The following is a 19,299-nucleotide window of genomic DNA, read 5'->3' as shown; positions in this document are numbered from 1 at the left end:
CTAAACAGCGCCTCCACCAACGGAAAACAACCTGTGTATAGTGCCGAACTCTTTACTTTCTATGGTAATAGAAATGGCTGCGGGCAGTTCCGTGCCTGTGTATTTTTCTTCCCAGTTTTCCTGATCTCTTGGATCTTCATCGGGGGCCACTAAAAAATTCACTTGAAAGTCTTCTACATCAGAAAGCAGCACTCTGATTTTGGGCTCGAAGCCGGACACATTGTCGACGTAGTTACCATATAGCCGTTCTAATCTGCCTTCAGATAAACGGTAGGCAACCCCTTGTAAAGTGCTTCTGTGTAACATCAAACGCGGATTTTGCCACCCTGCACGGACAAATCCTAAGCCATCTGCCTGACTCTCAAATAAGTCTTTGTCGCCACGCATAACAATGGCATTGTTTTGACCTTCAATGCGGATTGCACGCGGCACCGCTTGCAGCACGTCTCGTTCTATTACCAACATGGCTCGTTGCAGCTTTTGCAGACTATCGAAGCGCGCTTCAGATATTTGGTTACTCTCGATCACCTCGGTGAGCACCGCTGTGGAGCCAAACCCTATCAAGGTAAAGATTGCCATCGCAATCATGATTTCGAGCAAGGTAAAACCTCGGTTGATTCTGCTCATCAGCTAGGGCGCCCCGGGTTTGGCGAGGTAACTGGTGACGGACGTCGTGGTGCGTTGATAGTCTTCATCTAAGCCCACTTGGATCTCTATTCCCAGCAGATCTTTGTCGGGTGTCTTAAGTACTTTTTGTTGCCAATACCAAGTTCGGCCAGCCATGTTTACTTCACCTTTTTCGGCATCTTTAGGTGGCCACTTTTTCTCGATATGTACTTCGGTCAATCGGTTATTGGCAACCCAAGTGGCAAAGGTGATCTCTTCAATTTGCACTACACCGTTTAGGTGATCAGAGGCAGCTTTCACTACTGCCGTGGCAGTAATGGCAAAAATGCCCACGGCAAGAAGCACTTCTAATAAGGTAAAGCCTGCGGCAGAAAAGCCGATTTGGCTAGGTTTCATGGCAACACGTCTCATGGTATGGCGTCCAAAGGACCAACGCGTTTAATCGGCGCCACATCTTCGGCATTTAACTGATAATACACCGGATTGTCTTCGCTAAATTCGGGCTCGTAGATCATGGTTAGGCTAAACGGAGTGATGTCGCCGCTTGAGAGTAGTAAAATTTGCGGTGGCGGCAGTTTTTTCTGCTCTTCTTCTTTGCCAATTTCAACACGATCTTCATCAAAGGATAATGTTTCGTCAAAAATACCGTCACTAAACAGATTGTCTTCTTCTATCCAAGGTAAATCGTCTAATTCCAAAGCAAGAGTGAAGGGCTCAGGTAATTGATATTTAGCAAAGGCCACTTCGTTTTCCAGCAGTTGCCAATTTTGCTTATCATCGAGCCACATAAACACGTACTCGTTAGTCTTAGGCTCAATTCGAATGCCTATCTCTTGCTGGTTGAGCACTGCGTAATCTGACGCCATATCGACAATGACTTGAAAACGCTTGGCTTGCTTTTCGAGCTCTTCAGTTGGTGTAGTGCCGAAATTTTTAAAGGTCACCATACTCACCACTATGCCAATGATAGCTAATACTGCCATTATCTCGATTAGGGTAAAGCCGGATTGAGGCCGAAATCGTGACGCTGGCATGAGGTGACCGCCGTTAAACAATTACAGGTATTCGTTCAGGTTCCAGTTACCAATATCATCATCGGTACCTGGCTCACCATCAGGTCCGTTGGAGAACACATCAATCACGCCAATTTCGCCTGGGCTGAGCAATTGATAGGGATTGTTCCAAGGATCATCAGGCAGACTGGTAATATAGCCGCCTTGCGGATAATTGCGTGGGATCGGCTCAATAGTAGGTTGATTGATCAGCGCATCCAGACCCTGCTCGGTGGTGGGGAAACGATTGTTGCTAAGCTTGTAGCGGGTTAAGGCACTTTCTAACGAACGTATGTCTACCGCAGCGGCTTTACGCTGAGCTTCCTCTTGTGAGCCGAGGATTTGCGGCGCAACTAAACCAGCCATAATACCAATAATTAATAACACGACCATGACTTCGATTAGAGTAAAGCCACCTTGTTTTTGGGTTGTCACTTTCATTACATATTCACCATATTGTTAAGCGCTAAAATGGGTTGCAGAATTGCCAGTACAATAAACAGTACCACGGCCGCCATAGAGACAATCAAAATTGGCTCAAACACCTTAAGTGAGACACCAACGAGCGCCTCAAATTCCCTATCTTGATTATCTGCCGCTCGTTTGAGCATTTGTTGTAGTTCGCCGCTGCGTTCTCCCGACGCAATCATATGCATCATCATCGGTGGGAACATGCGGGTTTTTTCTAAGGCCGCGCGTAGACTTGAGCCTTCTTTAACATTGACTGCGGCTTGAGCCACAGCTTCACGAATGTGTACATTTTCCAAAACGTCCCCAGCTATACGCATCGCTTCTAACAAAGGCACTGCACTGGCGTTAAGAATGCTCAAGGTACTGGCAAACCGCGCGGTGTTGAGGCCTTTGGAGACTTTGCCAATCAACGGCAATTTCAAGATGAATTGATGATAGCGTTTCTTCATTGCCGGTTTTTGCACCATGCGCTGAGCAACCAATATCAGCACCACTATTAAGGCGATCATGATCAGGCCATAACTTTGTAACCACTCACTTACTGAGATCAATACGCGGGTAATGGTGGGTAGGTCTTGTCCCATGTTGTCAAACTGACCAACAATTTTGGGTACCACCACCGTGAGGAGCAAAAACACAATGCCAAACGCGAAGAACATCATCAGCGAGGGATAGACCATCGCTTGGGTGATTTGACTGCGCGTTTGCTGACGTTTTTCGGTGTAATCGGCGAGTCGGTTGAGAACGGTATCAAGGTGACCCGATTTCTCACCTGCGGCCACCATAGCGCGAAACAGCTCATCAAACACATGGGGGAACTCTGCCATTGCATCGGCCAATGAATGCCCTTCAACCACTTTACTGCGTACTGCCATCATCATATTTTTATGCCGTGGCTTTTCACATTGCTCTGCCACTGCTAATAACGCTTCTTCTATGGGTAGGGCAGATTCAATGAGGGTCGCAATTTGACGGGTTAGCAGCGCAAGATCGCTGGCTGAAATTCCTCGTTGAAAAAGGCTAATATTACGTTTGTTGGCACGCCTTTCACTTTCAGCAACTTGCTCCACCTCGATCGGAATCAATCCCAATTCGCGCAGTTGTTGTCGAATGTGTCTTGCGTTATCACCCTCTAAAACGCCGTTTTTGTTACGACCTTTTTCATTTAGGGCCTTGTATGCATAAGCCGCCAAGACTAATCCTCCCGAGTAACACGCAACACTTCTTCTAGTGAGGTGTAACCTTTGAGAACCTTTTGACAGCCGTCTTCGCGAATACTGGGGGTATTCTGACGTATGTATTTTTCGATGGCTTGTTCGCCATGCCCGTTATGCACCAACTCGCGAATGCCTTCATCAACAATCAAAAGCTCATGGATACCGGTTCGGCCACGGTACCCCGTTTGATTACAAGCTGCACAGCCTTTTGGACTGTATATTTGATGACTGTTATCGGTCGTGCTTAAACCTAAAATCTGGCATTCGGCTTCACTTGGCAGGTGAGGCACTTTGCAATCTTCACACAAGGTTCTTACCAAGCGTTGTGATAATACAGCGAGCAAACTTGAGGACAGTAAGAAGGGCTCAATGCCCATATCTTCTAGACGCGTAATCGCGCCAGACGCCGTATTGGTGTGTAAAGTCGATAACACTAAGTGACCGGTTAAACTGGCTTGCACGCCAATTTGCGCCGTTTCTAAATCGCGTATTTCACCGATCATTACCACGTCAGGGTCTTGCCGCAGAATCGCTCTTAGCCCGCGGGCAAAGGTCATATCTACGCGAGGATTCACTTGAGTTTGGCCAATGCCTTGTAAATCAAATTCGATAGGATCTTCGACCGTTAAAATATTACGATCTTTAGAGTTAATCTCAGAAAGACCGGCATACAAGGTGGTACTTTTACCTGAACCCGTTGGTCCGGTTACTAAGATGATACCGTGTGGTTTACGGATCAATTTAGAAAAGTGAGCGCGGTTTTCTTGAGTCATGCCTAAATCAGTTAAATTCAAGCGAGCATTGTTCTTATCGAGTAAACGCAATACCACCCGTTCACCATGACTAGATGGCATTGTCGAGACCCGCACATCTACCGCGCGACCGGCAATACGTAAGGTGATCCGGCCATCTTGCGGTACCCGCTTCTCTGCGATGTCGAGTTTGGCCATTACCTTGATACGCGAGACCAGCATGGTGGAAAGCTTGCGGTTGGGGCGCAGAATTTCACGCAATACACCGTCAACTCTAAAACGCACAATTAATTGGTTTTCAAACGTCTCGATGTGAATATCAGAGGCGCCTTCCTTGATTGCTTCGCCCAGCATGGCGTTAATCAATTTAATAATAGGCGCGTCGTCTTCATTTTCGAGCAAGTCTTCGGTATCTGGAAGCTCTTCGGCAAGCGCAAAAAGATCGCTCTCATTACCTATGTCTTCCATTAACTGCTTAGCGGCAGATGAATCACGTTGAAAGGCTTTGGTGAGTAGATCTTCAAATTGCTCGTCTGGAATTTCGCGCAGCACAAAGTCGCTTTGCAAGAAACGGCGCACTTCGATAAATACTGAAAAATCAGTATTTGCAGTGTGATAAAGCACCGTAGGTTCTTCACCAGTGTCTAGTAGCACTTTGTGTCGTTTGGCAAAACTGAACGCTAGCTGTTTATGTGGCTCGTGTTCAATTTCTTCCATTGCTTGTTCGGAGCGCTCTGGATCAAGATTGGTGCCTGAGGCATCGAGCGCAGCCTGTGTCGCTGTTTCGGTGCTCATTCGTTTTTACTTTCCTCGTCTTTCTTCAACAAATACTCTTCAAACGTGGGCGGCAATGACAACGCATCGTCCCATTCAGGCAACGTCGGGCTGTCGGTCAACGGCATTAATGCGATGCCTTCGGCTTGACGTTTTAATTGTTGAGCGCGAATAAAGTTATATTTCTTATGACTGATCTTGTTCATAGTCACACCATCACGGACGATAGTGGGACGGATAAACACCATTAGATTACGTTTGCGCTTGCTGGTGGTGGTAGATTTAAATAAGTTACCAAAAAACGGGATGTCACCCAAAAGTGGCACTTTAGACACGCTTTCTTGTACTTCTTCGTCTATTAAACCGCCTAACACTATGGTGCCGCCGTCATCAACGATCACCGTGGTTTTGATTTCACGTTTATTGATCGCGATATCTACCGAGGTTGCACCACTGACACTGGACACTTCTTGCTCGATCAGCATTTGCACCGCGTTACCTTCGTTAATCTGCGGTGTTACTTTCAATTTGATACCCACTTCTTTACGCTCGACGGTCTGAAAGGGATTGGCGTTGTTTGAGCCAGTAGAAGACCCCGTAATAATAGGCACTTCTTGCCCGACAATGAAAAACGCTTCTTCGTTGTCCATGGTGGTTAGGTGAGGAGTCGATAACACGTTTGAATTGGTATCTGTACTCACTGCTTGTAGTACTGCTCCCCAACCATCTTTAACCACACCGACCAAGAAGCCGTTGAGGCCACCCAGCAAGCTTGCCAAAGGTGTTAGATTACCTTCAACCGTTTCGGTACTGGTTACGACTTCGCCGTTAGCGGTAATCGTACTGATATCATTCACCGTGTCTTCAGCTTCACGCAAGGCTACGCCCAATGCACCAATACCAATCACACCATTGTTAAACTGCTGTCCGCCGCCTTTTTCACTAGCCCATTGCACGCCCAATGTGGTGCCGTCGCCTTCGAACACTTCGACAATTATGGCTTCAACGGTGACCTGCGCACGTCGAATATCCAGCTGACGCACGACCTCTTCAAGAGAACGCATCATGTCGGGCTCGGCGGTGATCACCAGCGCATTAGAATCAGGATGTGCATCGATACTGATTTCACGGTTATTGGAACTGCGACCGCGTGTACTGGCGCCAGCCGCACCTTGCTCTTCAGCTTGAATGCTGGCACTCACACCTTGTAGCACTTTGACGAGCTCTTCAGCTTTCGCGTAATTAACAAAAATAACCCGCGTATTGCCGCTGGTTTCCAGCTCCTGATCCATTTTAGTGATCAGATTGATAAGACGTTTACGGCCCTTGTTGTCTCCCGACACGATTACACTGTTGGTGCGGTCATCAGCAACGACACGAGGTTCAGATTTGCCTGAGCCCTGCTGTTTATTGGCGCTCTTGTTAATATTTTCAATGATCCTGACCATCTCTGATGCAGAAGCATATTTGAGTTTCACAATTTCAACTTCTTCGTCACCGGCTTGGTCAACTCGTTCGATGATTTCTACTAAGCGATTTACCACGGCCGCACGACCGGTCAACATCATCACGTTTGATGGATCATGACTGACCACGTTACCCCCACCGGCTTGGTCATTAAGCTGACGTAAAATGGGGGCTAACTCTCTAACTGGCACATTGTATACCGGTACCACGCGGGTGATCATTTCATCACCATCAAACAAGGTGCCTTGTACTACGGGGATGTTCGACGTTTTAGCATCTTTCGAGCGCACTACTTTGAGAATACCACTGGGCATTTCGACCACGGCAAAGTCATACACTTGCAGAACATTAAGGAAAAATTGGTAATATTGCTCTTCGGTTAACAAATCATAGCTACGCACGCTGATCTTACCGCGCACATTAGGGTCAACTATGATGGTTTTTTCTAAATTTTTGCCAACAATGTTGATGAATTCAGAAATTTCAGTGTTTTTAAAATTAGGCGAATACTCTGCTGCCGACACGGCAAAAGAGACAGAGATTAATGCTGCGCACGCTGCCAAACATAAGCCTTTAAATTTACTGCGGCTTGTTTGCCTCATAGAGTTTTCCTTATATATCCTGTTCATCTTCCCCTTCCGGGAAATCCAAATACAAGGTCAGGAGTTCCTCACCTCGATTGATAGTTAATTGCAATGAATCAGCTTCACGAAGAGCTGACATCGCTTCAAGGGATTGCTGAGGATCGGTCAGATCCAATCCATTAATTTCAATAACGATATCGCCAGCGACAAAGCCAGCGCCTTTGAATAAATTCGGTTTTTTACCCGGAGCGATCCGGTATCCTGCTAACTGACCATCTTCGGTATGCGGAGTAATGGTAATAAAGTCGGCAAAACCAGCAGGACTGCGTTGTAACTCTCGGGTCGAGTCTGCCACATCTTGTGGCAATAAAATTTGTTGCTCACTTTCTATCACTCGACCAGAACTGACGGTTTGTGCTGGCGGTTCATAGAGTTGGATCTCTTTGGAATATTCTAACCCATCGAGCATTAAGGTTTCACGTCTTGGCCCATTTTTAATGATCACTCTATCGGAGAAGACTTCATCAAGAGTGGCATTCGTACCATCTATTTCATCGTCAATGCCGTAGGTGTTTTGCATGCCACGGTTTTCAATAATAGCTGCTGCAATACTAGGTACATTGGTTGCGACCACGCCCGTTAGAGTTAAATTGAGACGTGTCTCAGGTGCATCGGTGACTTCTTGTCGGGTGGGTTGCTGTTCTTCTACGGCAGTTAAATCACCAAACAAATTTAAACTTTTTAATTGAGCAAGATTAATGCGGCCAGCATTGCTACTCTTAGACGTGGTGGAGGAACTAACTTGATTGCTCACCGATTGGTTGGGTTGTGGGCTAGGAATAAGACGCCACGTCATATCAGCTAAAAAAGCTAATAAGTACAAAGCCAACAACACAACAATCAACAGATTCAACTGAGATTGATATTTGCTAATGTGGAGCCATATTTGGCTAAGGTTTGTACTACCGAGCGTCATTGTTCGTCACTTCTAGGTCTAATGTTACTGGATAACCGCGCCAATGATAACCAGTACACCAGAGCGTCACAACCATTAAACTATCACATTACAATAAAATTACATTTAAAAGGTCTATAAGTATCATGTCAAAGAACCCAAAAGGTGACACTAATGCCGTCCCTGTGAGATTAGATAAGTGGCTTTGGGCCGCGCGATTCTTTAAGACGCGTTCGATTGCACGAGACATGGTGCAATCGGGCAAGGTGCAATATAATGGTCAGCGAAGCAAACCCAGTAAGGCAGTAGAAATTGGCGCAACTGTGGTGATCCCCTCTGGATATGACAGTAAAGAGGTGATTGTCGAGCAACTCAGTGAACGTCGAGTCAGCGCGACACTGGCGCAACTGATGTACAGCGAAACAGACGCTAGCATTGCGCAACGAGAGAAAAATGCCGAGGCTAGAAAGCTCAGTGCATTTCACAGTCCAAGACCAGATTCTCGGCCTGATAAAAAACAGCGTCGAAAAATTATTCAGTTTAAACAGCAGTAAGAGAGAAACATGTCTCAATTTGATCAGTTACATCGTTACGTTTTTGACAAAGCCAATGTGCGCGGCGAACTTGTGCAATTGCAAAAAAGTTATCAGACTATTTTGGCTGTTCAGCCATATCCACCGGTTATTCAACGTATTCTAGGCGAGTTAATGGCGATCACGTCACTGCTCACCGCGACTTTAAAATTTGCCGGTGATATAGCGGTACAGTTGCAAAGTGACGGTATTCTCAAATATGCCGTTATCAATGGCACTCACGATCAGAAGCTGCGAGGCATAGCTCGTTGGGACGAAGCGGTGAAAGAACTCCCCGACAGCATAGAAGCATTACTGCCAAAAGGTTTGTTGGTAATCACTATCACGCCAGAAGAAGGGGAGCGTTATCAAGGCATGGTGGCTATCGATAAGCCGACGCTAGCTGAATGTTTAGAAGCCTATTTCATGCAGTCTGAGCAGCTGCCTACTAAAATCGTTCTCAAGACCCAAGGTGAAAACGACAATGCCATGGCGGGGGGAATGTTTTTACAGGTTCTGCCGACTAGCAGTGAATCAAGTAGTCACAAAGATCACCCTGAATTTAATCATTTAACTGCATTAACCGAGACTATTTCCGCGTCAGAATTACTCGAATTGCCAGCCAATGATGTACTTCACCGTTTGTATCACCAAGAAGAAGTTACGCTGTATGAGCCGCAACCTATTATATTTAAGTGTACCTGTAGCAAAGAGCGCAGTGCTGCAGCGATCGCCAAAGTGGACAAACAAGAACTGTTAGAGATTGTAAAAGAAGATGGTGCGGTGCGACTAAATTGCCAATATTGCCATACCGAATATAGCTTCGACGCAATCGATGTGGAATCAATTCACTCGGGCGCTTACGATCAGCCAAACGCGACTCAGTAAATAGTAACTTTTAAAATTAATTAGCCTGAGCTGAGGTAGCCCTTGTCTCTCAGCCCAGGCATTTTGGAGGGTGAATGCTAAAGGGGGCAACTATCCTTACATCTAGCGTCAATTGCTGTCCTCTGAACATTCACAAGTATCTTTAGCGACGTAAACGCCTCCTCAACCGCAGATTAGCTGCCTTTACGTATAAACTTTGCAATTTCGCAGTCTTCGGGCACTCGCTCAACACGGGTGTCAATATTGTCAGAAATTGCGACCAATTCTGAGCGTAAGGGAAGTTGCTTTGGCAACTTAATGTTTTTAACTATTCTGAGGTTATGCAAAGCGTTTAAAACCCACCAACCGGGATCAGGTTCGTCTTTGTACAAGCCTAACATCGCTGAGCCTGGATAAGCGTGATGATTGTTATGCCATGCTTCGCCCATGGATAGCAAACCCGCAACTTTAATATTGTGTCCTTGCACTGCGGCGCCCTCAACCTCCCATGTTTTATCTCCTTTATTATGTGCGAAGTAACCTATAAGCCAATGACCACCAACAGATATTACGATTCGGACGGAAACTCCCCAAACTAACCACGAAATGCCACCGATAAGATATAAAGGCACGGCTAAAACTAATTGTTGGAGCATCCACGTTTTTTCGATAAAAAGATAAAATATGTTTAACCGAACCGCTTTCTCGATATCAAATTCAGGAGGGTTTTTTAGTACTAGATCACAATTTAATTGCCACCAACAATCTTTTAGAATTTTTGAACCGTGTAATAAGTAATCATGACATTGAGTTTGCCTTTGCGCCCAATCTCGAAGATCATGTTGAATCATCATTCCGATTGGGCCAGCCATCCCAACTAGTACGCCTAAATATACGAATGAATATTCCATCCATTTCGGACATTCATAAGACCGATGGATGAGTAATCTATGCATTCCAAGCGAATGCCCAAAACATAAGGTGATTGAAGTAAGGATAAGAAAGATAAAAAAAGCAGAAACAGATAGTACAAAGGGTGCAATTAAAATCGTCACTAATAGATGTGTTAAAAACCAAATGGATTTAATAGGCTTCCATTTTACAGTGCCCCGAAAAGCACTGGTTTCATCATTTGCTTTAACTCTATCCGTATCGAGCATGGCTATCCTAAGGCTACTAATATTAAAATGATGCGGACCTTAAGAGCCGCTTATTCGTTTTTATACATCAACAATTTGCAAGTATTCGTTAATGAGCTCGTCAAATGTCAACTCCAACGATGTTAATTCATCAAACTCTGTGTCGTACACCAAAACCTCATCTAATTCAGAAGAAATTTCAAAACAAAATGCATTGCCCAAACAGTCCGTAGCAAAAGTATAAACTGTATTTGGCATACCACCTGACCAATACATTTCATTAAACTTCACCACGTTAGCAACTTGAGCAAACTCATTGAGGTCGGGCAATTCAGATCCTGATTCTACAATTGAATCCAACAGACTTGGGTTGTGTGTTGCGCCAAATTTAATTATATAATTTTTATAATTTTTATAACTTTTGGGAAATTTAGCTCCCAATTCAGACTCAAAAGAATTCAACTCTTTGCCTGTGGTTAAAACAGTGCTTTGCGAAAACCGATTCACAAATTTTTGGTATGAGCTCTTTATTTACAACCAACCAAATTAAGACACCCACTTTATAATAGAATCCCAAATTTTTCTGCTCCATAAAAATCAATGTTGTTTCTAAGTCTTAAATCCCGCTTAGATTGGCTGTTTTCTTATTTTGGTTGAGGTGTATGCTGAAAATCGGCTTATTTCTCAAATAACAGGCAGCCGGATTTAGCTGCATTGAGCTGATGGGGGGGTATTTTGGAGTGGATTGTTTCTAGGCGTGTTGCAATAAGGCTCTTGCCTTTGCCATCCCTCGTATGCGTTGATGTTTGGTGTGCTGTTTGAATTGTTGAAGCATGTGTTCATTGCCTGCAGCGGTGTAGAAGTGTTGTTCAAACTCGGTCGTTAGGGTTAACCACTGCTCTGCATTAAGACCAAGACTGTTTAGAATGGAGCTGTGTTGCGGCTTGATATGACCTGCTTTATCCTGACGAATACACTTGCCCGTGCTCTCAATCAGCTCACAGTAATCAATTAGGTTATACGCGATACCTTTGGGCATCTCTTTTCTGTGATTGCCTACAAACCGCATTAATGTGCGGGGCTGTTCACCCTTGATAAGCGCATGGATACGCCTTTGAATGCTGGTGTGTTTTGAGGTTTCAGGAGTGCTGTCCATGTTGGCTCGAATGGGGTTTAAGTCGACATAGGCCATACAGGCTATCAGCGCACTTTCATCTAGCAAGGCTTGAGATTTAAAGCGTCCTTCCCAAAAACGCCCCGTACAGTCATCTTCTTTGTTCGCCTCACGGGCGATGTGCTCGTTCAGATTGCGCATCAGCCAACTGATGTCGTATAAGCGTTGACGGTAAATAGTGACCGTTTGCTCAAGACTTACAAGCTCAGCATCACTGAGCGGCTCGCCTTTATGATATTGTTGACTCAACAAAGTACCTTGATACAACTGATGCCAACGCCTAATCACCTCAGTCATCGACCAGCTATCCGCGGAGTCTTTATCCACACACAGCACCACATGGGTATGATTGCTCATCACCGCATACGCACAAATATCAATGGCGAACACTGACGCTAAAAATAACAAACGTTTCTCTACCCAGGCCCGGCGATGTTCAAAGCTTTGTCCCGTGAAAGAATCTTCACCACACAAAAAAGAGCGACGAACACAGCGTGAAACACAGTGGTAGTAAGGAGTATCAATTAAACTGATTTGGTTTTTACGTGGTTGGGGCATAACAGACCATCCTTGGTTGTTTGATTACCCTAAAGCATAGTACAAAGTGGCTGTTTTGCTGCTTGCAAAGGTGACTGTCCTCGTAAAACTAGACTTTAGTTTTGCTATTTTTAAAGTGGGTGTCTTAATTGCTTAAATGGCTGTTTAACCATTCTTAATGTGGGTGTCTCAGTAAAACTAGACTTTAGTTTTGCTATTTTTATAGTGGGTGTCTTGATAAAGAAAAGTGGGTGTCTTAATTACGCTGGGGAAGTAGCTGATACTGAATTGATGACTCTGTGAAACTGAGTCAAATAGACAAAAGAAAATTTGCAAGGGTGAAGCTTGTCAGCTAAGTTCAATAGTCAGGGCACAGGATGGCTGCTCCCTTAGTTGAAGTTATTAACATAGGTGTCGCCGTAATGAAACGAAACGATTGTGCTCTTCGTTATTATTTAATTATATTTGTAAGTCTGGGCTGCTTTGGCGTCAATAGTAAGGAAAAGCCTGTTTCTCCCGTTTCACCTGAGCCGTTATCAAGCCCATTACGTTTCTATACAGAGTTAGCCCCACCATTTTATTTTTTGGATCCGCAGGGAAAACCGCAAGGAGCTTCGCTAGAATTAGCTCATGCGTTAATGGCAGAAACACAAATCCCAGGTAGGGTTATACAGCTTCCATGGGCGCGTGCGTTTCGCCTTGCCTTAAATGAAGAAAATATCGTTCTGATAACCGCACTACGTACCCCCGCTCGTGAATCTAAGCTGCAGTGGTTAGGCAGAGTTAGCACCCCTGAGGCGTATTTAATAGGACTGGCAGATAACCCCGCTGCTGAGGTTGTCAGTTTAGAGCAAGCCAAAAATCGCATCGTAGCGACGATAAGAGGTTATGGCTCAGCCAGCTATTTGCAACAACAAGGGTTTGTAGAAGGTCAGAACCTTGAATTATTAGTGACCACAAAGCAACAGTGGTCAATGTTATACAAAAGGCGTGTTGATTTAGTGTTGTCCAATATTGTCACTGGTCGGTTCGAAATTAGAGCAGCTGGACTTGATCCTAATCAGATAGTGGGTATACATAGAATAGACGATTTAACCACTGAATTAGATATGGCTACTGGACTCAAAACGGATGAAAAGACAGTTAATGCATTGCGACAGGGATTGAAAAATCTTAAAGAAAATGGCCGTTTGCAGGCCATTATGCTCAAATGGGGGATTCCGCACTAGTGCAGCTTTACTTTCACTCTCACGAGACTTTGAATTGTCTTCACTAATTTGTCGTAAGTGGACCTGATGTACAACCCTAGCGGCATGTGCTTTTTGTATTGCCTCGATTACTGCAATGTCAGCAAAGTAGTTCATCCTTGAGCGCTTGATAACGTATTCCAGTGGTGAAGTAAAAGATCTGATAAATGCACTTACAAAAGCATTTAATGCAGTCATTCTTTAAATGTGGAATGTGTGAAATATATCATTTATTTAAATTAAACCAAGGTGCCTTATCCCAAGTTTAGGCTAGCTAATCGGTAAAGTAACTCTGGCAACCAAGCCGCCTTGTGGATGATTTTCTAATGCCACTGTACCTTTATGCAGACTCACAATACGTTTAATGATGGCCAGACCCAGACCCGAGCCAACGCTGCCGCGGGCTTTATCGCCTTGGGTGAAAGGTTGAAACAAGTCATCGATTCGCTCTTCTGGAATGCCCGGCCCAAAGTCCCTTACTTCTACGAACACGCACTTGCGGCGTTTGTCGTGACCACTTTTAATCATAATGTTATCACTACCGTATCGAAACGCATTTTCGACCAAATTATCGAGCACCCGTTTAATCGCTACTTTACGCAGCATAGCCGGTGGTAGTGAGCCTAATTCAGTGTCTATATGGTGATGCTCTTCAATATTGCGGGATTGCACGACTTCTTCTATTAGGTCATTAAGCGATAACGTTTCTCGGCGTTCACGAGTATCTTGGCGGACGTAATCAATAAACTGATCGATGATGTCGTTCATATCTTCTATGTCATTAACAATTCCATCTTTTATCCATTCCTGATCTTCAGGCAACATTTCACTGGCAAGACGAATTCGCGTTAGTGGAGTACGCAGATCGTGAGAAATACCGGCAGTCAGCAAAGCGCGATCATCTTCTAATTGTTTAATGCCTTTAGACATTTGATTGAAGGCACTGGTCACCGAAATGATTTCACTTGAACCTTGCTCCTTCAGCGGAGCTGGAACTTTGCCTCGGGCGACTTCCAGTGCGGCAACTTGCAACGCATGCAGCGGTTTGTTGAGTCGCCTAACAAATATCCAGCCACCTGCAACACTCAAAATACCGATCACCAACAAGTAAATGGTTAAAGGTGAAATATCGCCTTCACTAAAACTAGCCATCGGAATGGTGATCCAGATACTTGGATCCTGAGGCGGATTGACCCAGATCAGAAAGGGTTCATTGGCCGATATTCTGACCTCCGCATCACCCCCTAACAAATCCGATATCTGTCGTGAGAAAAACTGATAGTAAACTGCTTGATTGAGGCCGTTTTGCTTCGCTTCGGCGTCATCAAAAATGCCAATATGGGTGGCTTGGTAAATCCGTTGCTGGGTATTGTCATCGAGATAATCGACGTCTTCCAGAAACACCATATTGATTTGGGTGGCAATCAGTGAATTGATTTGTTGGTAGTTGGGCCGAATAAAATAATAAGTAACCGACAAATAAGACACCACTTGGTTGATCAGCAATAAAACGCCAATCAACATCACGGTTTGCCCAAACGCGCTTTTTGGTAGGATCCTCACAGAGAAGCTAAGCCATGACTATTTATGGTGCTCACCGTCGGGCACGAATACATAGCCAAGCCCCCAAACCGTTTGAATATAACGAGGATTGGCAGGATCAACTTCAAGCATTCTGCGCAGACGAGACACTTGCACATCAATACTGCGCTCCAAAGCACTGTAATCTCGCCCTCTGGCTAAGTTCATTAGTTTATCACGAGAGAGAGGTTCACGAGGGTGAGTGACTAAGGACTTCAATACCGCAAACTCGCCACTTGTTAGGGTTAAAGGTTCACCGTCTGAAGACATCTCGCGAGTCGCAAGATTAAGTTTGTATTTACCAAACTCAATAATTTGCTCTTCCATAGAGGGCGCGCCTGGCGCTTCATTGACTTTACGTCTTAGTACCGCTTTGGCCCGAGCTAACAGCTCTCTTGGATTGAACGGTTTAGGTAGGTAGTCATCTGCGCCCATTTCCAAGCCAATGATACGGTCAACTTCATCGCCTTTAGCGGTGAGCATAATAATGGGTATTTCGTTCTCATTTTGGCGTAGGCGGCGACAAATAGATAACCCGTCCTCACCAGGAAGCATCAGATCAAGTACCATCAAATGAAAGTTTTCACGTTCGAGCAAGCGATCCATTTGTTCGGAGTTTGCCGCGGTACGCACCTGATAACCTTGTTCAACTAAATAGCGTTCAAGTAGACTGCGTAATCGCATGTCATCATCGACTACCAATACTTTCTGTGTTTCTTGCCCCATGACCAACTCTTATTATTAGGATTTCCTGAATTCACTATAAATGAATCCAATAGAATTCAAAAGTTTACTGGCCATTCTAGGTCAACAGGAGTGTTACAAATTGTTAGGACAGCGAAAATGTCGTAATGATTGGATGTAAACATTCAAGAAATGTGAATCTTATGGTTAATAAAATCGACTTACATTTTCACAATCACGTTAAAGCCACCAAAGATCATCCGTTTACCATCAAAGGGGATCGGATTGTTTTCCAGAGAAAATCGCGGGTCTTCCATCGCCGCTTGCATGCCTTTGTCACGCACTTCTTTGGAGGGCCAGATAATCCATGAAAAACAAACCACTTCGTCGTCTTGACACTTAACGGCCATAGGGAAAGACGTGACTTTGCCATCAGGAACATCATCTCCCCAACATTCGACCAATGATAATGCGCCGTGCTCTTTAAATACTTTACCGGCATCTTCAGCGTGTTGAATGTATTGCTGTTTATTCTTTTTGGCCACAGCCAGTACAAATCCATCTACGTAATCCATATCATTTCCTTGTCGCGTTGCAGCGTTGTATTTTATTCAATCTACTTTGACAAACTGAATGTCAAACCCTTTGCCATCAACGCCACGCACTTCTACCAACAGGCGTTGTTTAGATTCTAGTCGATAATGCAAGGATGTTGGAAAATCATGTTGAAGATTCACGAATTTAGCGACCTCGCCATTGCACACCTCTGCTTTAAAGGCGACCGGCAAAGGATTACTGGCGATTTTGGCGAGGTAGAATACCTGTTGTGACATAGCGACCAACCTTAGGCTTTCGACAAACTCACTGTTTGTTGTTGTGGTCTTACCCACTCCTTCAAAGGTGTTGTCACTGACGCGATGCCAGTTTTCTTCAACAGTCTGTTGCGAAGAAATTGATTGCCACTTGCCTAGCATCCAGTGCAGGCTTTGCAGTGATTCACACGGCGTCGATTGTGCAACAGCCTTTGAGCTGCAAAGAAAAAGGAATAAAAAGCAAAACAAATTAAAAAGTCTCATGAATCGGTACCTAGAATTTGGTCCATTAGCCAGCTGGTGTGTAAGGCACTCTTACCTTGGCTGGGGTGAGGCGTTCCCGCCAAAAGGTGATCTGCCATTGCCTGTACAAAGTGCCTTTGTATGGGATCGGGCTTTGGCATTTCTATGTGGTACTCAGCAAGCGCCGTGGTGATGAGGGCCGCTTGGGGTCCAAAAACACTGAGCACAATGCTGCCTTTAGAGCCAAGAATTCGCATTTCATCTAAGTATAGATGGCTGGCAAAATTCCAACTGCCGGATGCCGTTGCACCAGACTCAAACTGCATGTTGGCGATGACTGCATCGTAAGCCGAGTAATAGCCCTGTTGATTGCTGCAAATACCACTGGCGCGACTCACCTTACCAGCAAAATAAGTCATAATATCCAATCCATGACTGCCAATATCATCGAAATACCCACCCGGCGCGATCTCTTTCTCGGTGCGCCAATTGGGTTGTCGGTTGATATCAAGCTGTGATGGAGCACGACTGTAGTGCCAATGAATATGTCTAAGGGCCCCAATTTCACCTGCGTCTATACGTTGTTTGACCGCTACAAAGCCGGGCAAACTGCGACGATAATAGGCAATGAATAAGGGGAGTCTACGGCTGCTGAAAGCTTGCTCAATTTGACGTGATTGGTTGGCATTAACAGCCATCGGTTTTTCAATACAACAAATTTTATTGGCCGCAGCCACCATCAGGGCTAACGCTAAGTGGCTGTCGGGTGGTGTGGCTATGTATACCGCATCGATATCGGGGTCGTGAATGAGGGAGTGAGCGTCTAGATAATATTTAGGTACTTTGTGACGGGTAGCGTAATTTTGTGACTTTCCAGGTGTGCGAGCGCTTACTGCTACAAGTTTAAAGCCAGAAGTTTGTTGATAGGCAGGTGCACTTTTTCGTTCAGTAACATCTCCGCAACCAATCATTCCCCAGCGGATCATTGGCGTTCCCCCATGTCTAACAACTCAGGCTGATACTCATCCTTGTGGGTGTTCCAAGCGGCAATAATATGCGCAATGTTAGCCTGCATCGACATGTCTTATCTCCAGCAGAGATTAGATTATTTCTCAGTAACCCAGTCCATTTGAAATCCTGCTTTTCGCTTCCTTTCTAACAGCTCTTCAATCAGTGGCGATAAAATCAATTCCATTGCCAGTCCCATTTTTCCGCCGGGTACAACCAAGGTGTTGATCCTAGACATAAAGGCGCCGTCAATCATTTTCAACAAATAGGGGAAGTCGACATTTTTCATTTCACGTCGAAACCGCACGACTACAAAACTTTCATCTTGAGTTGGTATTTCTCGTGCACTGAAAGGGTTCGAAGTATCTACCGTGGGTACACGTTGAAAATTAACGTGGGTATTCGAAAATTGTGGTGTGATGTAGTGAAAATAATCTTCTAAACTGCGCACAATGCTGCTCATGACGGCTTCGCGAGTATGACCGCGATCAGTGGTGTCGCGAATGATTTTCTGGATCCACTCTAGATTGACGATAGGCACCATGCCTACCAGAAGATCAACGTGTTTGGCCACATCTACATCGTCTGTGGTAACTCCGCCATGTAAACCCTCATAAAATAACAAATCGGTATTTTCAGGTAAATCCTGCCAAGGGGTAAAAGTGCCCGGCATCTGATTGAATGGCACCGCTTCATCAAAGGTATGCAAATATTGTCGATGCTGACCAGCACCCGTTTCACCATATTGAGCAAATAGCTTTTCAAGCATCATGAAATCGTTGGCTTTAGGTCCGAAATAGCTAATATGCCGCCCTTGATCTTGCGCTTTACGGATCTCTACTTCCATTTCGGGACGAGTAAATCGGTGAAAGCTGTCGCCTGCCACCGAAGCCGCGTTTACATTGAGGTTGCGAAAAATATGTCGGATCGCATTAGTGGTCGTTGTGGTGCCGGCACCTGAGGAACCAGTGATTGCAATGATAGGATGTTTAACAGACATAGTCGGCGCTTTAAAGAAAAGGAACCCCTAGTTATAAAGCATCGCTGGTGAGATGGTCAAGTGATTTACTTGAGAAGTCGCATCGAGGTCGCCGAATTGGACCTTGGTAAAATGTCCTCACATTATCGTCAAATGCTATGTTAGGCCTGATCCAAATCGCAGTTCTGAGTGTTTTCACCTGGAGTAATAAATAACAATTGAGTTGCAGTTGATGTGCGTGCTGTATGCCAAAGGTTTTGCGGCACAATAGCGAAATCTCCGATTGAAGTAAGTGACTGCGTTTCTTCACCAGATGCTTGTCGAATTACTAATTCGCAACATCCACTTAATAACATCACAATCTCGTCACCTGCAGGGTGTTTTTCCCAAACTTGCCAATCCTGACTGAAGGTATGAGCAGAAACCAATACATGCTGATTGAACTTGTTGTAGTGTTTATCTAGTTCGGCATACAGTGTTGGTGAGACGTCCACGGCATCGACACCTAAATTAGGCTTTAATACTGCAAAGGTCTCAAACATAGATTTTTGCTTCAT

21 protein-coding genes are annotated in these 19,299 nt (G+C 44.9%); 3 read left to right on the top strand and 18 right to left on the bottom strand.

Features of this window, described 5'->3' with window-relative positions:
* From gspJ to gspC, 8 genes are read right to left on the bottom strand one after another with little or no spacing between them, the layout of a single operon-like run.
* Nucleotides 1-627: a type II secretion system minor pseudopilin GspJ gene (gspJ, locus tag ABD036_RS06270; RefSeq protein ID WP_343857658.1), complete on the bottom strand. Its 627-nt coding sequence runs from the start codon at nt 625-627 to the stop codon at nt 1-3.
* Nucleotides 628-630: 3 nt separating this feature from the next.
* Nucleotides 631-1,038 carry a type II secretion system minor pseudopilin GspI gene (gspI, locus tag ABD036_RS06265; protein WP_343857656.1) on the bottom strand — a complete coding sequence of 136 codons (408 nt, stop codon included), beginning with the start codon at nt 1,036-1,038 and terminating at the stop codon, nt 631-633.
* Nucleotides 1,035-1,661, bottom strand: coding sequence for a type II secretion system minor pseudopilin GspH (gspH, locus tag ABD036_RS06260; protein ID WP_343857654.1), 627 nt, complete (start codon nt 1,659-1,661; stop codon nt 1,035-1,037). The genes gspI and gspH overlap by 4 nt, the downstream gene beginning before the upstream one ends.
* 21 nt (nt 1,662-1,682) lie before the next feature.
* Nucleotides 1,683-2,120: a type II secretion system major pseudopilin GspG gene (gene gspG / locus ABD036_RS06255; RefSeq protein ID WP_343857652.1), complete on the bottom strand. Its 438-nt coding sequence runs from the start codon at nt 2,118-2,120 to the stop codon at nt 1,683-1,685.
* A complete protein-coding gene (gene gspF, locus ABD036_RS06250; protein WP_343857649.1) occupies nt 2,120-3,343 on the bottom strand; it encodes a type II secretion system inner membrane protein GspF in 1,224 nt (407 codons plus the stop codon). The genes gspG and gspF overlap by 1 nt, the downstream gene beginning before the upstream one ends.
* A 2-nt stretch (nt 3,344-3,345) precedes the next feature.
* On the bottom strand, nt 3,346-4,914 hold the full coding sequence (gene gspE, locus ABD036_RS06245) for a type II secretion system ATPase GspE (RefSeq protein ID WP_343857647.1): 1,569 nt from the start codon (nt 4,912-4,914) through the stop codon (nt 3,346-3,348).
* Nucleotides 4,911-6,962 carry a type II secretion system secretin GspD gene (gspD, locus tag ABD036_RS06240; protein ID WP_343857644.1) on the bottom strand — a complete coding sequence of 684 codons (2,052 nt, stop codon included), beginning with the start codon at nt 6,960-6,962 and terminating at the stop codon, nt 4,911-4,913. Before gspD ends, gspE begins: the two co-directional genes overlap by 4 nt.
* Before the next feature lie 10 nt (nt 6,963-6,972).
* Complete coding sequence (gene gspC / locus ABD036_RS06235) at nt 6,973-7,920, bottom strand: type II secretion system protein GspC (protein WP_343857641.1); 948 nt, start codon at nt 7,918-7,920, stop codon at nt 6,973-6,975.
* Between the two features lie 125 nt (nt 7,921-8,045).
* On the opposite strand from gspC, the gene hslR reads away from it, so the two are divergent.
* Both hslR and hslO read left to right on the top strand, forming a co-directional pair.
* Complete coding sequence (hslR, locus tag ABD036_RS06230) at nt 8,046-8,453, top strand: ribosome-associated heat shock protein Hsp15 (RefSeq protein WP_343857639.1); 408 nt, start codon at nt 8,046-8,048, stop codon at nt 8,451-8,453.
* Nucleotides 8,454-8,462: 9 nt separating this feature from the next.
* A complete protein-coding gene (hslO, locus tag ABD036_RS06225; protein WP_343857637.1) occupies nt 8,463-9,359 on the top strand; it encodes an Hsp33 family molecular chaperone HslO in 897 nt (298 codons plus the stop codon).
* Between the two features lie 173 nt (nt 9,360-9,532).
* Here hslO and ABD036_RS06220 read toward each other — a convergent pair whose 3' ends face one another.
* From ABD036_RS06220 to ABD036_RS06210, 3 genes are all read right to left on the bottom strand, one after another.
* On the bottom strand, nt 9,533-10,210 hold the full coding sequence (locus ABD036_RS06220; protein ID WP_343857634.1) for an acyl-CoA desaturase: 678 nt from the start codon (nt 10,208-10,210) through the stop codon (nt 9,533-9,535).
* Between the two features lie 348 nt (nt 10,211-10,558).
* Nucleotides 10,559-10,939, bottom strand: a complete 381-nt coding sequence (locus tag ABD036_RS06215; RefSeq protein ID WP_343857632.1) for an SMI1/KNR4 family protein — start codon at nt 10,937-10,939, stop codon at nt 10,559-10,561.
* Nucleotides 10,940-11,228: 289 nt separating this feature from the next.
* Nucleotides 11,229-12,209: a transposase gene (locus tag ABD036_RS06210; RefSeq protein ID WP_343857630.1), complete on the bottom strand. Its 981-nt coding sequence runs from the start codon at nt 12,207-12,209 to the stop codon at nt 11,229-11,231.
* 401 nt (nt 12,210-12,610) lie between these two features.
* On the opposite strand from ABD036_RS06210, the gene ABD036_RS06205 reads away from it, so the two are divergent.
* On the top strand, nt 12,611-13,417 hold the full coding sequence (locus ABD036_RS06205; RefSeq protein ID WP_343857628.1) for a substrate-binding periplasmic protein: 807 nt from the start codon (nt 12,611-12,613) through the stop codon (nt 13,415-13,417).
* Nucleotides 13,418-13,705: 288 nt separating this feature from the next.
* Here ABD036_RS06205 and envZ read toward each other — a convergent pair whose 3' ends face one another.
* The 7 genes from envZ to ABD036_RS06170 all read right to left on the bottom strand — a co-directional run bounded on the left by envZ (nt 13,706) and on the right by ABD036_RS06170 (nt 19,299).
* Nucleotides 13,706-14,998, bottom strand: a complete 1,293-nt coding sequence (gene envZ / locus ABD036_RS06200; RefSeq protein ID WP_343857625.1) for a two-component system sensor histidine kinase EnvZ — start codon at nt 14,996-14,998, stop codon at nt 13,706-13,708.
* Nucleotides 14,999-15,016: 18 nt separating this feature from the next.
* Nucleotides 15,017-15,742 (bottom strand): osmolarity response regulator transcription factor OmpR, encoded by a 726-nt coding sequence (ompR, locus tag ABD036_RS06195; protein WP_343857622.1) that lies wholly within the window; start codon nt 15,740-15,742, stop codon nt 15,017-15,019.
* 179 nt (nt 15,743-15,921) lie between these two features.
* Nucleotides 15,922-16,275 carry a DUF1428 domain-containing protein gene (locus ABD036_RS06190; protein WP_343857619.1) on the bottom strand — a complete coding sequence of 118 codons (354 nt, stop codon included), beginning with the start codon at nt 16,273-16,275 and terminating at the stop codon, nt 15,922-15,924.
* 36 nt (nt 16,276-16,311) lie between these two features.
* Nucleotides 16,312-16,776, bottom strand: a complete 465-nt coding sequence (locus ABD036_RS06185) for a DUF6265 family protein (RefSeq protein WP_343857616.1) — start codon at nt 16,774-16,776, stop codon at nt 16,312-16,314.
* Nucleotides 16,773-17,741: a Gfo/Idh/MocA family protein gene (locus tag ABD036_RS06180; RefSeq protein WP_343857614.1), complete on the bottom strand. Its 969-nt coding sequence runs from the start codon at nt 17,739-17,741 to the stop codon at nt 16,773-16,775. Before ABD036_RS06180 ends, ABD036_RS06185 begins: the two co-directional genes overlap by 4 nt.
* 119 nt (nt 17,742-17,860) lie before the next feature.
* Nucleotides 17,861-18,763 (bottom strand): phosphoribulokinase, encoded by a 903-nt coding sequence (locus ABD036_RS06175; protein WP_343857612.1) that lies wholly within the window; start codon nt 18,761-18,763, stop codon nt 17,861-17,863.
* Nucleotides 18,764-18,903: 140 nt separating this feature from the next.
* Entirely contained in the window at nt 18,904-19,299 is a 396-nt protein-coding gene (locus ABD036_RS06170; RefSeq protein ID WP_343857610.1) for a cupin domain-containing protein, read from the bottom strand.

The organism is Aliiglaciecola litoralis (genome assembly GCF_039523355.1).
Lineage (GTDB): Bacteria > Pseudomonadota > Gammaproteobacteria > Enterobacterales > Alteromonadaceae > Aliiglaciecola > Aliiglaciecola litoralis.
Note: the sequence above shows the minus strand (reverse complement) of the source record. Positions and strands in the feature narration are given on the sequence as shown.

What these genes read in the sequence shown, in the direction of transcription:
- gspJ (WP_343857658.1), bottom strand. Translation starts at nt 627, where the DNA reads ATGAGCAGAATCAACCGAGGTTTTACCTTGCTCGAAATCATGATTGCG.
- gspI (WP_343857656.1), bottom strand. Translation starts at nt 1,038, where the DNA reads ATGAGACGTGTTGCCATGAAACCTAGCCAAATCGGCTTTTCTGCCGCA.
- gspH (WP_343857654.1), bottom strand. Translation starts at nt 1,661, where the DNA reads ATGCCAGCGTCACGATTTCGGCCTCAATCCGGCTTTACCCTAATCGAG.
- gspG (WP_343857652.1), bottom strand. Translation starts at nt 2,120, where the DNA reads ATGAAAGTGACAACCCAAAAACAAGGTGGCTTTACTCTAATCGAAGTC.
- gspE (WP_343857647.1), bottom strand. Translation starts at nt 4,914, where the DNA reads ATGAGCACCGAAACAGCGACACAGGCTGCGCTCGATGCCTCAGGCACC.
- gspD (WP_343857644.1), bottom strand. Translation starts at nt 6,962, where the DNA reads ATGAGGCAAACAAGCCGCAGTAAATTTAAAGGCTTATGTTTGGCAGCG.
- gspC (WP_343857641.1), bottom strand. Translation starts at nt 7,920, where the DNA reads ATGACGCTCGGTAGTACAAACCTTAGCCAAATATGGCTCCACATTAGC.
- hslR (WP_343857639.1), top strand. Translation starts at nt 8,046, where the DNA reads ATGTCAAAGAACCCAAAAGGTGACACTAATGCCGTCCCTGTGAGATTA.
- hslO (WP_343857637.1), top strand. Translation starts at nt 8,463, where the DNA reads ATGTCTCAATTTGATCAGTTACATCGTTACGTTTTTGACAAAGCCAAT.
- ABD036_RS06220 (WP_343857634.1), bottom strand. Translation starts at nt 10,210, where the DNA reads ATGGCTGGCCCAATCGGAATGATGATTCAACATGATCTTCGAGATTGG.
- ABD036_RS06210 (WP_343857630.1), bottom strand. Translation starts at nt 12,209, where the DNA reads ATGCCCCAACCACGTAAAAACCAAATCAGTTTAATTGATACTCCTTAC.
- ABD036_RS06205 (WP_343857628.1), top strand. Translation starts at nt 12,611, where the DNA reads ATGAAACGAAACGATTGTGCTCTTCGTTATTATTTAATTATATTTGTA.
- ompR (WP_343857622.1), bottom strand. Translation starts at nt 15,742, where the DNA reads ATGGGGCAAGAAACACAGAAAGTATTGGTAGTCGATGATGACATGCGA.
- ABD036_RS06190 (WP_343857619.1), bottom strand. Translation starts at nt 16,275, where the DNA reads ATGGATTACGTAGATGGATTTGTACTGGCTGTGGCCAAAAAGAATAAA.
- ABD036_RS06185 (WP_343857616.1), bottom strand. Translation starts at nt 16,776, where the DNA reads ATGAGACTTTTTAATTTGTTTTGCTTTTTATTCCTTTTTCTTTGCAGC.
- ABD036_RS06180 (WP_343857614.1), bottom strand. Translation starts at nt 17,741, where the DNA reads ATGATCCGCTGGGGAATGATTGGTTGCGGAGATGTTACTGAACGAAAA.
- ABD036_RS06175 (WP_343857612.1), bottom strand. Translation starts at nt 18,763, where the DNA reads ATGTCTGTTAAACATCCTATCATTGCAATCACTGGTTCCTCAGGTGCC.
- ABD036_RS06170 (WP_343857610.1), bottom strand. Translation starts at nt 19,299, where the DNA reads ATGAAGCAAAAATCTATGTTTGAGACCTTTGCAGTATTAAAGCCTAAT.